General features: G+C 73.6%; 14 protein-coding genes. 8 read left to right on the forward strand and 6 right to left on the reverse strand.

The genetic code is table 11. The features are described from left to right. Positions 1 to 69 precede the first annotated feature (69 nt). Positions 70 to 993, reverse strand: a complete 924-nt coding sequence (locus O2V61_RS03640; protein WP_269181967.1) for a sigma-70 family RNA polymerase sigma factor — start codon at positions 991 to 993, stop codon at positions 70 to 72. A 186-nt stretch (positions 994 to 1179) separates the two neighbouring features. Between O2V61_RS03640 and O2V61_RS03645 the strand changes: the two genes are divergently transcribed. From O2V61_RS03645 to O2V61_RS03680, 8 genes are all read left to right on the forward strand, one after another. Further along, on the forward strand, positions 1180 to 1668 hold the full coding sequence (locus O2V61_RS03645) for a flagellar protein FlgN (protein ID WP_269181968.1): 489 nt from the start codon (positions 1180 to 1182) through the stop codon (positions 1666 to 1668). After that, positions 1665 to 3113, forward strand: a complete 1449-nt coding sequence (gene flgK / locus O2V61_RS03650; RefSeq protein ID WP_269181969.1) for a flagellar hook-associated protein FlgK — start codon at positions 1665 to 1667, stop codon at positions 3111 to 3113. Before O2V61_RS03645 ends, flgK begins: the two co-directional genes overlap by 4 nt. A 4-nt stretch (positions 3114 to 3117) precedes the next feature. Then, entirely contained in the window at positions 3118 to 4029 is a 912-nt protein-coding gene (flgL, locus tag O2V61_RS03655) for a flagellar hook-associated protein FlgL (protein WP_269181970.1), read from the forward strand. Positions 4030 to 4170: 141 nt separating this feature from the next. Next, entirely contained in the window at positions 4171 to 4419 is a 249-nt protein-coding gene (gene csrA / locus O2V61_RS03660) for a carbon storage regulator CsrA (protein ID WP_269181971.1), read from the forward strand. 142 nt (positions 4420 to 4561) lie between these two features. Next, the gene (locus tag O2V61_RS03665; RefSeq protein WP_269181972.1) at positions 4562 to 5155 is read left to right on the forward strand and encodes a hypothetical protein; all 594 of its coding nucleotides are present in this window, start codon (positions 4562 to 4564) and stop codon (positions 5153 to 5155) included. 103 nt (positions 5156 to 5258) lie between these two features. Then, positions 5259 to 6356, forward strand: coding sequence for a flagellar biosynthesis protein FliA (locus tag O2V61_RS03670; protein WP_269181973.1), 1098 nt, complete (start codon positions 5259 to 5261; stop codon positions 6354 to 6356). 190 nt (positions 6357 to 6546) lie between these two features. After that, positions 6547 to 6894 carry a hypothetical protein gene (locus tag O2V61_RS03675; protein WP_269160031.1) on the forward strand — a complete coding sequence of 116 codons (348 nt, stop codon included), beginning with the start codon at positions 6547 to 6549 and terminating at the stop codon, positions 6892 to 6894. Continuing rightward, on the forward strand, positions 6891 to 7652 hold the full coding sequence (locus O2V61_RS03680) for a hypothetical protein (protein ID WP_269181974.1): 762 nt from the start codon (positions 6891 to 6893) through the stop codon (positions 7650 to 7652). The genes O2V61_RS03675 and O2V61_RS03680 overlap by 4 nt, the downstream gene beginning before the upstream one ends. 23 nt (positions 7653 to 7675) lie before the next feature. Here O2V61_RS03680 and O2V61_RS03685 read toward each other — a convergent pair whose 3' ends face one another. The 5 genes from O2V61_RS03685 to O2V61_RS03705 all read right to left on the reverse strand — a co-directional run bounded on the left by O2V61_RS03685 (position 7676) and on the right by O2V61_RS03705 (position 14759). Next, entirely contained in the window at positions 7676 to 9547 is a 1872-nt protein-coding gene (locus O2V61_RS03685) for an NlpC/P60 family protein (RefSeq protein ID WP_269181975.1), read from the reverse strand. Between the two features lie 271 nt (positions 9548 to 9818). Beyond that, on the reverse strand, positions 9819 to 11120 hold the full coding sequence (locus O2V61_RS03690) for a citrate synthase (RefSeq protein WP_269181976.1): 1302 nt from the start codon (positions 11118 to 11120) through the stop codon (positions 9819 to 9821). A gap of 86 nt (positions 11121 to 11206) precedes the next feature. After that, positions 11207 to 13096, reverse strand: coding sequence for a hypothetical protein (locus O2V61_RS03695; RefSeq protein WP_269181977.1), 1890 nt, complete (start codon positions 13094 to 13096; stop codon positions 11207 to 11209). A gap of 92 nt (positions 13097 to 13188) precedes the next feature. After that, positions 13189 to 14295: a DegT/DnrJ/EryC1/StrS family aminotransferase gene (locus O2V61_RS03700; protein ID WP_269181978.1), complete on the reverse strand. Its 1107-nt coding sequence runs from the start codon at positions 14293 to 14295 to the stop codon at positions 13189 to 13191. Positions 14296 to 14306: 11 nt separating this feature from the next. After that, entirely contained in the window at positions 14307 to 14759 is a 453-nt protein-coding gene (locus O2V61_RS03705; RefSeq protein ID WP_269181979.1) for a sugar 3,4-ketoisomerase, read from the reverse strand. Between the last annotated feature and the right edge of the window lie 116 nt (positions 14760 to 14875).

A 14875-nucleotide genomic window follows, 5' to 3' on the forward strand; every position in this document is an offset into this window, starting at 1 on the left:
GGAGACCCCGGTCTCAACCCGAACGGGTGAGGTCCGTGGTGTGGATGTGACTGGGGCCGGGCGGTCGGCTCAGGCGGGTTGGGCGGCCGGGCCGCGCTCGGGGATCACCCAGCCGTGCCGGGCCCGGCCACGTGGCTGGGGGACCGGGAAGGGGAGCGGTGCCGCCGCGGTCCGGCCGGCGGACTGACGGGCGGCGACCCGCTCGACGTAGGCGCGCTGCTGGTTGCGGGCGCGCACACCCCCGTCGGCGGGGACGGCGGTGCCGTCCCAGATCTCGCTCATCGCGGCGTGCAGCAGGGTGAGCGCGCGGGCCCGCATCTGCGAGACACGGGAGAGGGTGACGCCGAGGGAGTCGGCGATGTCGGTGAGGGACTCGTCGCCGAAGAAGTTGCGCTCCACGACCTCGTCGAGCTTGTCGGGGAGGGCGCGGATCGCCTCGTGCAGGTGCCGGGCCCGCTCCCCGCGCAGCAGTGCGCGCTCGGGGGAGTCGCCGGTGTCCGGCAGGTCGAGCGAGCCGCCGTCGGTGCCGGTCTCGGCGTCCATGCTCACCATCACGGCCCGGTGCACGTCGATCTGCAGGGAGTCCAGCTCCGAGCGCTGCACGCCGAGGCTGGCGGCCAGCTCCTCCTTCGTCGGCGGGCGGCCCAGGCTGATCGTCAGCGCATCGGTCGCCGCGTCCGTGCGCCGCGCTGCGGCCCGGACCGAGCGGCTGGCCCAGTCGCCGGAGCGCAGCTCGTCCAGGACGGCGCCCTGCAGGCGCGGCAGGGCGTAGGTGGCGAACGTCGCCCCGGCGGTCGGGTCGAAGCGGCGGGCCACCTCGACCAGCGCGACGCTGGCGCAGGAGAGCAGGTCGTCCCGGCTGACGTGGCTGGGCAGCGAGATGCGCGAGGCCACCGCGTTCACCGCGAACTGGGCGAGCGCGAGATGGGTGGTCACCAGCGCGTCGACGTCTGCGGGTCGGCGCTCACTCACTACGGGGCGGGCTGCGGTCACACCCTCCTTCTCGGCTGACCGTCGACCGCGTGGCACCGCCATCGGCACATTTCCGGGTGACCTTGAGCCATCTCGGCTTGACCGGGCGCTGCCGGGTGCCGAAGTGGAGATCGACAGCGCCCGCCGGTCCCGGTGGGCGCAGGCCCTGCACGACGGGCTGCACACGACGACGGAAAGGCGGCCGGCATGGACCACCAGCACCTGTCGACGTTGCTCTGGCGAGAGCAGGAACTGCTGGACCTCCTGCTCTTCAAGGCCGAGGAGAAGCAGTACCTCATCGTCACCGGCAAGAGCCGGTGGCTGGCCCGGATCGCCCACGAGATCGAGGTGGTCCTGGAGCAGCTGCGGACCCTCGAGCTCGAGCGGGCCGCGGCCACCGAGCAGATCGCCGGCCGGCTGGGGCTGGAGGCCAACCCCTCGCTGCGCCAGCTCGCCGACTCGGCCCCGGCCCCGTGGGACGACCTCTACGCCAAGCACCACGAGGCCCTCCTGGTCCTCGTGTCGGAGCTGCGCGGGCTCTCCGACGCCAACAAGGAGCTGATCGAGAGCGGCCTGGCCGTCATCAACGACGCCCTGAACACCACCCAGCCGAACACGGCGGCCGGCACCTACACCCAGTCCGGCCGCGCGGCCGGCAACGCCTACCGCTCGGTCACCCTGGACGGTGCGCTGTGAGTTCCTTCTCCGGTCTGAACACGGCGACGACGGCTCTCTGGGCGCAGCAGCGCGGGCTCGACGTCACCGGCCAGAACATCGCCAACGTCAACACCGCCGGTTACTCCCGCCAGCGCGCGGAACTGCAGTCGATCGGCGGCAACGCCGTCCCGGCGATGTACGCGGTCAGCAACCAGGTCGGCCAGGGCGTCGACGCCGACAAGGTGATCCGCATCCGGGACGGCTTCCTGGAGAGCCGGGCGCAGATCGAGTCCGCCTCGACCGCCCGGATGACCGCTCAGGATGCCACCCTCGCGCAGATCGAGCAGGCCTTCCGTGAACCCGGTGAGACCGGCATCCAGGCGAAGCTCACCGGCGTCTTCACCGCCTGGGGCGACGTCGCCAACCACCCCACCGAGGACGGCGCCCGCACGGCCGTGCTGCAGAAGACCGCCACGCTGGTCGCCGAGCTGCACACCACGAGCGCCAACCTGGACAAGCAGTGGACCCAGACCCGCGACAGCCTGGACACGCTGGCGCAGGACGTGAACGCGACGACCCAGTCGATCGCCGACCTGAACCGGGCGATCAAGCGCGCGACCCAGGCCGGCCTGCCGGTCAACGAGCTGGCCGACAAGCGGGACGGGCTCGTGCAGGACCTGGCCACCGCCATCGGTGCCACGTCCAGCCCCGGGGACGACGGGCAGGTCGACGTCTCCGTCGCCGGCGCGATGCTGGTCTCCGGCGTCTCGGCGATCGGCATCCGGGTCGTCGGCACCGAGGTGCCCGCGGAGGCCACCGCCCTGGACCCCTCGTTCGTCACCGACCCCGGTGGCACCCGGCTGGCCCTCGGCGGCACGGCGGGCGGTGCGCTGACGGCGCTGAGCCAGACGATCCCGCGGTACCAGCAGAAGCTGGACGCGGTCGCCCAGCAGCTGGCCGACCAGGTCAACGCCGTGCACACCGGTCCGGGCGCCTACGACAAGACCGGCGCCCCGGGCGGCCCGATGTTCGGTTCGGGCGCCGTGCCCGCCGTTCCGGTCACCGCAGCGAACATCACCCTGCTGATCACCGACCCGGCGAAGCTGGCTGCCGCGTCGACGGCGCCGATCCCGGCGGTCGCGGGACCGCCGGCGGTCCCCGCCAGGCCGTCGGCCGACGCCGGCAACGCCGCGAAGCTGGCCGCCATGGCGAAGGCGGACTCCGGGGCGGCCGTCGCCTACCGGCAGCTGATCGTCGACCTCGGCGTCGAGGCGTCGGTGGCCACGAGCAACCTCAAGACCCAGACGGTCGTCGCCGCGCAGGTGGACGCGTCCCGCGAGTCCGTCTCGGGGGTCAACCTCGACGAGGAGATGACGAACATGCTGCAGTTCCAGCACGCCTACTCCGCCGCCGCGCGGATGATCACCGTCATCGACGAGACGCTCGACGTGCTGATCAACCGCACCGGCCGAGTGGGGCTGTGACCTGATGCGGATCACCCAGCGCTCGCTCGTCGTCACCGCCCTCCAGGGCATCGACAGCAACCGGGCGGCCATCTCGAAGCTGCAGGCGCAGCTGACGTCGGGCAAGACCATCAACAAGCCCTCCGACGACCCCACCGGCACGAACGCCGCGATGCAGACCCGCCAGGAGCTCGCCGGCGCCGCGCAGTACGCCCGGAACATCAGCGACGGGATCGGCCTGCTCGACGCGACGGACTCCGCCCTGCAGAACATGATCAAGCAGGTGCAGAACGTCCGGGCGAAGACGGTGGCCGGCCTCAACGACGGCGCCCTGTCCGGTCCCTCCCGTGCCGCGTACCAGACCGAGGTCGCCGGGATCCGGCAGAGCCTGCTGGGTCTGGCGAACACCACGGTCCAGGGCGTGCCCGTCTTCGGCGGGGTGACGAGCGGGTCGACGGCCTACGACGTCACGACCGGCGCGTACCAGGGCTTCGGTGGCACGACGGTGCCGCCGGTGCCGGTGATCCCGGTCAACCGCCAGGTGTCCGACGCCGACACCATCCGGGTCGATCTGACCGGGCCGGAGGCCTTCGGGGACCCGGCGACCGGTGACCTGTTCTCCGTCGTCCAGTCCATCGCCACCGACCTGGTCGACGACCCGGCCGCCCTCGCCGGGCACCTCGACGACCTGGACGCCGTGCTGAACCGCATGCTCACGGCGGCCGCGGACATCGGGACGCGCACCAACCGGATCGAGACGGCACAGCAGGTGAACAAGGACCTGGAGCTGTCGCTGACCAGCCGGTCCGCGGTCATCGAGAACGTGGACCTGCCCAAGACGATCATGAACCTGCAGATGCAGCAGGTCGGTTACGAGGCCGCGCTGGGGGCCACCGCGAAGGCCATCCAGCCCACTCTGCTGGACTTCTTGCGCTGATCGTCGGCAGGTGGCCCTTTCCGCGGCCCACCTGCCGAGAGAACAGGAGCAGGGCGTGCCCACCCGGGTGGGCACGCCCGGTCCCGCCGACCGGCGGGGCGATGCCACGGACGGCCCACACGAACCCATGGAGGGGTACCCATGCTCACTCTCACCCGCAGCGTCGGCGAGAGCATCCGGATCGGCGAGGACATCGAGGTCTACGTCGTCGAGGTCCGCGGCGGGACCGTGCGGCTGGGCTTCAAGGCCCCCCGCGAGGTGACGATCCACCGCGAAGAGGTCTACCGGCAGATCGCCGAGGCGCAGAGCCTGGCCGCCGAGGTGGCCGCAGATGCGCTGGCCGCGTTGTCGGCATTTGCACCAGGGCCGGACCAGTCGACTGTCAAGTAGTGCCACAGGGGTAGTCAATACGCCGCAATAACAGCTCACCCCAGCCGTCACAGTAGTCACAGGGCGGCGAGTCTCGCCGTCGGCGGCCTCGATCGTGCGCAAGTCTCTCCCCACAGCACCACGGTTACAGGGGGAGACGAACATGGAACTCAGCGCACTCGCATCGGGCCTGGCACACGGCGTCGAGCTGTCGGTCGACCTGCGCGTCGGGCCGTCCGGCGCCGACGACCTGCGTCCCTGTGATGCCGTCGACGGCTTCTCCGGTGAGCCGGCTGCCGCGGCCTGGTCGGAGACGGTGGTCGTGCACGTCCAACTGCGCCCCCGTCGGCCGGCCACCCGCCGGTGCCTCGCCGCCCTCACGGGGCTGGCCGCCCGGCACGAGTCGGTGGCCTTCGCGCTGACCGGCCTCAGCGGCGACGACCGCGCCGTCCGGATCACCGTGGGCGTCGAGCTCGGCCCGCGCGAGCTGATCGCGAAGTTCTCCGACCAGGCGCAGGCCGCCTACGCCTTCGTGGACGGGCTCTTCACCGACCTCTACGACTTCATGCCGGTGTACGTCGCCGAGCCGAACGAGGTCGAGCGCGCAGCGGCCGCCGGTGTGCTCGAGGCCGTCGAGACGCCCCGGCCCCGCATGCCGGCGCCGCGGGTCCCGGCCCCGCGCATCCCCTCGCCCCGCCGTCCCTCCGGTGACAGCGTCCACGCCCCTGCCCGCCGCGGGGTGCCCGCCCTCGTCTGAGGCCGGACGCCGTCGGCCCACCGTGGCCGGCTCCCCGCTCGCTGCCGCAGCACCCCAGGCACGCCCCACCCCAGCCCACCTGCACTTCCCCTCAGGAGGACCGGTGTCCCAGGACATGCTCACCACCCAGCTCGCCACCGACCCCGCCCGGACCCGTGAGCCGCTCGTCTTCGGCGGCCTCACCGAGGCCGAGGGCTGGGCGCTGGCCCCGATCACCCCCCGCGACCGGGTGCACTTCCGCACCGACCGGGAGCTGCCGCTGGACACCTTCCGGGCGGCCCTGCCGGCCGAGGTCACGGTGACCTACGACGAGGGCGACGGCCTGTACCGGGTCGACGGCGAGACCGGGACGGCCGAGGAGCTCGCCGGACTGATCCGGGCCTGGTGCGGCACCGAGGGCTACGCGACGGTCGGGCTGCGGCCGGAGACCGGCGTGCGCCGCCGGGCGCCCCGCGACCTGCCCGCCGCCTTCCTCGACGGGCTGTGCCGGCACTACTGCCGGGTCAGCCTCAAGCGCCTGCAGCGGAACATGAGCACGATCCGGCTGCACCTGCCCGACAACGACGACGTCGACCAGCAGGTGGCCGAGTGGGTGCTGAAGGCGGTGAGCCAGTACGACGAGACCAAGTCCGTCCCCTTCGGCGCCTTCCTGGCGACCCAGCTCTCCAAGTGGGTCCACGACCTGGGACGCAACGCCTACGGCCGGACCGCGGCGGACACGGAGAACAAGCAGCAGAAGGCGGTGGCCGCGTTCACCGCGGAGCACCAGCGCCGGCCCAGCGAGAAGGAGCTGGCTGCCTACATGGGCCAGAGCGTGGCCACGCTGCGCCGCAACTCCCAGACCGTCGCCACCCTGAACGGTCTGCGCAACCTGCAGTCCCTGGACGGCGGGGCGGACACGGTGGAGTTCGTGGTCCCCGACAGCGCCGAGGTGCCCGACGAGATCATGGGCGAGGCCGAGCAGAGCCTGCTGTCGCACGCCCTGACCGCCGCATGCGCCCCCGACCCGACGGCCCGGCGGGACCAGCGGGCGGCCCAGCCGAACGTGCTGGGCTGGGCGACCTGGTACCTGACGACCTGGGGCGGGCAGACCAAGACGCAGCTGTCGGCCGACCTGGGCACGTCGGTGCGCAACATGAACGTGCACGCCGATCGTGCCGAGAAGGCCCTCAAGGACCGTCTCTCCGAGCTGGGCGGCTGAGCTCGCCGGGCCGCCGGCACGTGCGGCGGCTCGGTGTCCGGGAGCTGGCGACGGTGGGCGGAAAAGGTTGCGATCCGGGTCCATCGGGCCTCTCACCTGCCGATATCCAAGTCGTGAACGCGCCGGAGCCCACTCGCCGCACTGCGCGGGCCGGTCGTCCGGTCGGGGCCCAGCGCCCGGCGGTGGGGGAGTGAGCGGCCCCCCGGCCGAGGACCCGGCGCAGGCGGTCCTGGTGCCGCACTGGTTGAGCAGCCCGGACCGGCTGGAGGTCGAGCGGGCGGTGCGCGCCGCGCTCGACGGCGGACCGCTGCACCCGGTCGCCGCCGTCCACCTGGGCGAGGTGCTCACCGAGCTGCACGTGGCCGCCGCCCGCGAGGTCGTCTGGCCCGCGCCCACCGCGCGCGTCCGCCGGGCCACCGGCTGGTCCGACGACGTCGTCCCGGTGCGGCTGTCCGCCGTCGAACTGGCGAGCGTCTTGTCCCTGCCCGGTCTGGCGACCGTGGCCCGAGAAGCCCTGACCGGAGGTCGCAGCGCATGACCGGAGCGCTCTTCGGCACCCCTGCCGGGCTCCTGCAGAGACTGAACCGGGCCGAGGTCCGGGTGCCCGACGTGTGGGCGGCCGTGGAGCTGCTGGCCGACCGGGGCGTCCACCCGGACCTGGAGCTCGGCGTCCTGGACGGGACGGGCCGCGGCCCGATGCTGGTGCTGGACGACACCGGTCGTCGCACCCGCGTCCTGCTCGCCGAGCTCGCCGCGGAGATGACCCGGGCCCGGGTGCCCGTGACGGCCGAGTCGGTCGCCACCGCGCTGGGTGCCTGGCTCGCCCGCCGCCCGGTGCCCGACCCGGTCGCCCTGGCCACCGGCGTCGCCGTCCTGGACTGGTCCGACGCCCGGCACACCGCGCTGGGCTGGCGGGTGGTGGTCGCCCGCGAGCAGCTGCTCGTGCCCTGGCGCCCGTCCCGCACCGCGACGCTGCCCCTGGTCCACCGGGTGCGCTCGGCGGCGCTGGGCCGCGCCGCGATCGTCCGGACCGCGCTCCGGGTCGAGGGCCCGGTGGGCCTGTGGACCTCGACGAGCGTCCCCGGCGTGGACACCGCGGTGCTGGTGCGCCCCGAGGAGCTGCTCGTCGAGATGGCCACCGCGGGGCTGCGGCTGCACGACATGCACGTCGTCGTCACCCCGCACCGGCCGGTCGCCTGCGCGGACGCCGCCGTGGCGCGCCGGCTGGTGGCGGAGGCGACCGATGCCTGCGCCACCCTGCCGTGGCAGGAGCTGGCCGACCTCGGCTGGGCCTGACCCGCTGGGTGGTCCTCGGCTCCTCAGCCCAGGTCGCCGTACTCCCAGTGCCACGGCTCCGGGTTCTGCCCGCCCGAGCGTGCCCAGTCCGGCTGCAGCCAGCCGAAGTGTCCCGCGGTGAGCTGCATCCACGCCGTCTGCGCGGTGCCGAACGCGTTGATCCCCCCGCACAGGTCGACCGCCAGGGCCCAGCCGTGGTTGGAGGTCCCCGGCACCGCGGTGATCCGCGGCTTCCGGTGGTGGACGTCGACCTGTGCGTCGAGGGACCGGTAGGAGTCGGTGATGCACAGCGGGGCGCCGAAGGCCTGCGCGTAGGCCGCGGACATCGCCCGGTAGGCGGCCGCCGCGTCACAGCGCAGCCGGTGCCCCCCGCCGATCGAGCAGAGCTGGTCGGCCGGGATCTGTCCGTTGGCCCAACCGCCCCAGGCGCCGGTCACCGGACCCGGAGTGCTCCCCGGTGCCGGCAGCGGCGCACTGCACGTCGCCGAGACCGGGCCGGTGACCGGGACCTGCGCGGGCGTGGCCGGCGGCACCGTCACGCGGACGGCGGTGCTCAGGTCGGACAGCTCGCGCACCGCCACCTGCCCCTGGTCCGAGGAGGCGGAGAGCACGCTGGTGCCGCCCAGGTACAGGCCGACGTCGTCCAGCCCGCTGCGCGGGTCGGTGCTGAACACCAGGTCGCCCACCTGCAGCTGGCCGGCCGGGACCGGGGTGCCCGACGCCCACTGCCCGGGCAGGTCGGCGGGCAGCCCGATGCCGCCCTGCGCCCACGCGGTCGCGGCGAACCCACCACAGCCGTAGCCGTCGGGTCCCTGCTGCCCGACCAGGTAGGGCTTGCCGAGCTGGGCGAAGCCGGCGCTGACCGCAGCGACGGTCTCGGCGGAGAGCACGGTCAGCGTGCCCCCGGCCGCGTAGGTGGTGGCGGTGCCGGGCACCGGCGCGCCCGTGGCGTCGCGCAGCGCGGCGAGGCCGGTCGGCAGCGCACCGGGGTCGGTCAGGTCCGCGGCGGGGGGCGGGGTGACCCCGGCGGCAGCCAGCCGTCCCAGGTGGTCCTGCCAGCCGGCCAGCGCGGCGGTGTTGCGCGCCTGCTGGTCGGCCGCGGCGGCGCTGGTCGACAGCGCGGCCCACTGGGCGCTCACGGTCGGGTCGAGGTCGGCGACGATCGTGCGGACCTCGGCGAGCACGTCGGCGGCCCGGCCGCGCGCCTGCGCCGCGGCCGCCTCGGCCGCTGCGGCGGTGTCGGTGTGCTGCGCCGCCTGCACGGCAGCCAGGGCGGCGCGGGCGACCGAGCGGTCCTGCCGCTCGGCCAGCTGCTCGGCCAGGCCCTGCACGTGCAGGACGTCGGAGGTCGACCCGGGCTGGTGCAGGGAGAGCTGTGCCAGCGGCCAGCGCTCCTCCGGGTTGCGTCGGTACGCGGTGGCCGCGTGCGCACCGACGGCAGCCCGGTCGGCGGTGACCCTGGCCAGGGCGGCCGCGCCGGTGTCGCGGGCCTGCTGTGCCTGGTCGTCGAGCGCATCCGCCTCGGCCAGCGCGGCCCGGTGGCGCGCGGCCGCGTCCGCGAGGGTGGCGGCGATGGCTGCCACCTCACCGGCGGCGGCTGGTGCGGGCACCTGGCCGGCCTCGGTGGGCGGCTGGGCGCTGACGGCCAGGACGCCGATCAGGGCCAGCGTCGCACCGCCGACGACGGCCAGGCGGTGCCACCAGCGCCGGGGATCACCGGGGGTGCGGCCGCGCGCGGGTCGGCGGGTGGCCGGAGCCGGCCGGCGGCCGGCGGGGACGGTCTTCCGCCCCGTCGTCTGGCGGGCCTGGGGAGTGCCGACCGCGGGCTTCCTCGCGGGCGTCTTCCGGGCGGGGACCTGCTGGGCGGGGGCCTTCCGTGCGGGGGCCTTCCGCACCGGGGCCGTCCGGGGGGGCTGGCCGGTGGAGCGGGCACGGGGCCGCGGCGCAGGAGCCTGCGCGCGTGCTGCAGACACCGTCGTCCCCCCAGCTGCGTCGGATCGGCCCGGTCGCCAGGTGGCGTCCGTTGTCCTGATCCCATCGACGTGCCAGCCGGGCCGGTGGAGGTCCCTCACCGGTTCGGGGGGTGCAGCTCACCCCTTCGGGGGGAGACGACGAGGCCCCGCCGTCCAACAGGACGGCGGGGCCTCGGGTGGTGCGATCCGGCGGCTACCGGTTGTCGAGCTCCACGAAGGAGCGCTCGGCCGGGCCGGTGTAGACCTGCCGCGGGCGACCGATCTTCGTGGCCGGGTCCTCGATCATCTCCCGCCACTGGGCGATCCAGCCGGGCAGCCGGCCGATCGCGAACAGCACGGTGAACATCCGGGTCGGGAAGCCCATCGCCCGGTAGATGAGGCCGGTGTAGAAGTCGACGTTCGGGTAGAGCTTGCGCTCGACGAAGTAGTCGTCGGAGAGCGCGATCTCCTCCAGCTGCCGGGCCAGGTCGAGCAGCTCGTTGTTGCCGCCCAGCTTGTCCAGCACCGTGTCGGCGGTCGCCTTCACCAGGGCCGCGCGCGGGTCGTAGTTCTTGTAGACCCGGTGCCCGAAGCCCATCAGCTTGACGCCGGGCTCCTTGTCCTTCACCCGCGCGACGAAGCGGTTGATGTCGCCGCCGTCGGCCTTGATCGCCTCGAGCATCTCCAGCACCGACTGGTTCGCCCCGCCGTGCAGCGGGCCGAACAGCGCGTTGATGCCGGCCGAGACGGAGGCGAACATGTTGGCCTGCGAGCTGCCGACCAGCCGGACCGTGGAGGTGGAGCAGTTCTGCTCGTGGTCGGCGTGCAGCACGAAGAGCATGTCCAGCGCCTTGACCAGCTCCGGGTCGGCCTCGTACGGCTCGGCCGGGAAGCCGAAGGTCATCCGCAGGAAGTTCTCCACCAGGCCCAGGGAGTTGTCCGGGTAGAGGAACGGCTGCCCGATCGACTTCTTGTAGGCGTAGGCGGCGATGGTCGGCAGCTTGGCCAGCAGGCGCACGGTCGACAGCTCGACCTGCTGCTGGTTGAAGGGGTCGAGCGAGTCCTGGTAGAAGGTCGACAGCGCGCTGACCGCCGAGGAGAGCACCGGCATCGGGTGCGCGTCGCGCGGGAAGCCGTTGAAGAACCCCTTGAGGTCCTCGTGCAGCAGGGTGTGCCGGCGGATCCGCTGGTCGAACTCCCCCAGCTGGTCGGCCGTCGGCAGCTCGCCGTAGATCAGCAGGTAGGAGACCTCGAGGAAGCTCGCCTTGCCGGCCAGCTGGTCGATCGGGTAACCGCGGTACCGCAGGATGCCCTGGTCGCCGTCGATGTAGGTGATCGCCGAGGTGCAGGACGCGGTGTTCACGAACCCGATGTCCAGGGCGACCTGGCCGGTGGTGGCCAGCAGCTTGCTGGTGTCGATTCCCTCGGACCCCTCGGTCGCGGGGACGACCCGGAGCGGCAGTTCGCCGCCGGGCCAGCGCAGGGCTACGTCTGGGGTGCTCGCTGTCTCGCTCATCAGTGCTGGACGCTACTGCTTCCCGGGGCCAGGAGCAGCGCGCAGGGTCCCCGTCCCGGTCCGTCGTGTCGGTTCGCGCGCGGCGATCAGGCGGTGGCGAGCACGGTCGTCGCCCGAACCGGTTCCGGTCCGGGACCCCACCCGGGTGAGGCGAGCAGGTGCTCGAGCCAGTCGAGGGCCTCGGCCGTGAGGGGGAGCTCGCCGGTCACGCGGGGCACGGCGTCGCGGGGGTCGGACGAGGAGACGTCGATGTCCCCGCAGTCCTCGGGGGTCTGGCCGAGACGACGGAGCAGGTCGACCAGGACAGCCGTGCTCCGGGACCCGGCCACGTCGTCGTCGGCCGCGAAGGGGAGGCTGACCGAGAGACGAGGGTGGTCCGACGCGAGCACGAGGAGGCGCGACGTCCAGTCCGGCTGGTCGTGCCAGCCCGGTGCGCAGCGAACCGTGAGCGAGCCCCCCCGATCACGGTGGGCCAGTGCGAAGAGGTCCGCCTGCAGCCGCTCGTCGCCGAGGTGCTCCACCGGCTGGAGGGCGAGCTGTGGGTCGGGGCTCACGGCGCCGGCCCCCGCGGTGAACGTCACGAGCATGGCCCCGTACCGCTGGTCCTCCACGGCGGGCCCGAGGTCCGCCGCGTCGACGGCGGAGCTGCTGCGCGCCTGGGCGTACAGCGCCTCGAGCGCAGCCACCCACCCGGGACCGCAGTGCACTGCGGCCACGGACGACCGCACGGCCGCCCCACGGCTCGCCCTGAGCTCAGGATCGGCAACGAGTGCGCGCAGCTGGTGGACGTACTGCTCAGGGGTCGTGGCGCGTGGCTGACCGACCATCCCCGGCATGTCGGCCTGGTAGACGTTGATCAGGTCGTCGGGGGGGAGATCCGTGAGGGTCAGCACGGGCAGCCCGAGGAGTGCGGCCTCCAGCACCGAGGTGCCGGCGCGGGTCGGGTAGGACTCCAGGTAGATGTCGGCGGCGGTGTAGTAGGGCGTTGCATCCGGCACCGGGCCAAGGGCGCGCAGCCGGCCGGGGTGGCGCGCAGCGAGCCGTGCCCAGGGCCCGGCGGGCGGCGCGCCGACGAGGAGGACGACCAGCTGCGGGCACCAGGTGAGCGCCCGGTCCAGCAGGTGGTCCATGCCCCGGCCCCACAGCGGGGCCAGCTTGTTGTGAGCGGCCACGGTGAGACCCACGACGGCGTCCTCCGGCAGGCCCAGGACGCGACGGACCTCATCCCGCGGCAGTCCGGCCTCGGCCGGATCGACCGGCAGCGGGAGCAGCACGGACCGCTCGGCCGGCACGCCCCGCAGCTCGGCTGCCAGTCGCTGACCGAAGGGGCGGAAGCTGCTGACGACGTCGGCCGCCGCGGTGCCCAGCCAGAACGCGTGGTCCGCGTGGTCCTCGAGCACGACCGGGGGTCGCACGCCCGGCAGGCTGACGGCGGCCAGCGCCACGGCGTCGTAGGGGTGCACGTGCAGGACGACGAGGTCGGCCTGGTCGATCAGGCCGCGCAGCGCCGTGGCCCGCTCCAGGAGGGTGCCGCAGGCCGAGCGGAGGTCGGTCACCTGTCCGCCCGATGCGGTCGCCGCCGCCTCGATCTGCTCCGGCACCGGACCCGAGTGGTTGGTGAGAGCGATGTCGCTGCGGCGGTGGTCCCGTGAGATCCACCGCCAGGCGAGTCGGGTGTGGCCGCCGACCGAGTAGGCCTCGGACAGCACGTGCAGGACACGCCCGGCCGACCGGGTGCCGTCCACGGTCGTCCGCCCGGTGCCCTGCACCGACGACACCACGAGCCGCTCGAGAGCCGGGTCGCTGAGGAGTCCGTTCGGGGCGTGCCAGGCATGGCGGGCCGCCACCGTCGCGCTGCGCAGCACGCGCTCCACGTCGCCCGCAGCTGCGTGGTGGCGCACCAGGTCCAGCAACCGGCTGTAGTGCAGACGGTTCTCGCTGAGCACCCGGAGGGTGTCGGCCGGGGGTCGGTACACGGGGGCCTCCAGGTCGCAGGCGAGGGGAGTTCCTCCACCTGGCTCCGGGCCCTGTCATCGGCACCCCGGGCCCGGACCGTGACCGGTCTGGGTCAGGGGCGGAAGGACCGGACGGCGTCGATCACGAACTCCTGGTCGGCAGGGCTGAGGGTGGGACCCATCGGCAGGCTGAGCACCTCGCGGGAGAGCGTGTCGGCCACCGGCAGGTGCGCCAGCGCGACCGGTGTGCCGGCGAAGGCGGCCTGGCGGTGCGGTGGGACGGGGTAGTGCACGCCGGTCTCCACGCCGCAGCCGCTCAGGTGCTCCTGCAGCCGGTCCCGGTGCGGCGTGCGCACCACGTAGAGGTGCCAGGCGGACGTCGCTCCCGGGGCCACCTCGGGGAGCACCAGGTCGAGGTCGGCCAGGCCCTCGTCGTACCGGCGGGCCACTGCCGCCCGGCGCGCGTTGTGCTCGTCGAGTCGGCGCAGCTTCACCGACAGCAGGGCTGCCTGGACCTCGTCCAGCCGGCTGTTCCAGCCGACCTCGTCGTGCTGGTACTTCGTCGTCGACCCGTAGTTCCGCAGTGAGCGCAGCCGACGCTCGGTCTCGGGGTCCGACGTGGTCACCGCGCCGCCGTCGCCGAGCGCCCCCAGGTTCTTCCCCGGGTAGAAGCTCCACGCCGTGGCGTGGGTGAGGCCGCCGATCGGCCGGTCGAGGAGGCGGGCGCCGTGGGCCTGGGCCGCGTCGTCCAGGACCACCAGGTCGTGGCGCGCGGCGAGGCGCAGCACGGGGTCCAGGTCCACGGGATGGCCGTACAGGTGCACGGGCAGGACGGCCCGGGTCCGCGAGGTGACCGCGGCCGCCAGGGCGTCGACGTCCCAGCCGGCGGTGCCGGGGAGGACGTCCACCGGCACGGGTACGGCGCCGACGTGGACGACGGCCAACCAGGTGGCGATGAAGGTGTGCGATGGCACCAGGACCTCGCTGCCGGGGTCGACGCCCAGCGCCCGCAGCCCCAGTGACAAGGCGTCCAGACCGCTGCCGACGCCGATCGCGGCGCGTGCGCCCACGGCAACCGCCCACTCTTCCTCGAACCGGTGCAACTCGGGGCCGAGGAGGAGCCGCCCGCTGCGGACGACCCGGAGGGCAGCCTCCTCGAGCTCGTCCTGGATCTCCTCGTGCAGCCCCACGAGGTCCAGGAACGGGATGGGGGTGCGCACCGCGGTGTGGCTCATCGGGCGGTTGCCGGCAGGGGAGCGATGCCCGCGACCTCGGCCTCGTGCCGGGCCGACAGGAACTCGTCGTAGTCGCGGAAGTAGTCGTCTTCGGAGTAGACCTGGGAGGCCAGCACCAGGCACACGCTCCCCGAGGAGAAGTTGCCCAGCTCCCGCCAGGTGAACGGCGGCAGGTACAGCCCGTAGTACGAGCGGTTGAGGTGGAACCTGGCGGTCGTGGTGCCGTCGCCGACGACGACGTCGAAGCTGCCGGCCGCGGCCACGATCAACTGCTGGAGTCCGCGGTGGGCGTGCCCGCCCCGGGACTCCCCGCCCGGCACGTCGTACAGGTAGTAGACGCGCTTGATGTCGAACGGCACCTCCGCCTTGCCCTCGACGAAGGTGAGGTTCCCCCGCGGGTCGGTGACCCGGGGCAGGTCGATGATCCGGCAGCCGGCTCCGTCGCCCACAGGACCGGCGGTCCAGTCCGTTGCACGACGGCCCGGGATGAGTGAACGACGGGCTGCATTGGTCACCCCTCGGTCATCGGCAGCGGCCCCTACGTCCGAGACCGGGAACACCCTGA

The sequence above is a fragment of the Modestobacter sp. VKM Ac-2985 genome, from assembly GCF_026967925.1.
Classification (GTDB): domain Bacteria; phylum Actinomycetota; class Actinomycetes; order Mycobacteriales; family Geodermatophilaceae; genus Modestobacter.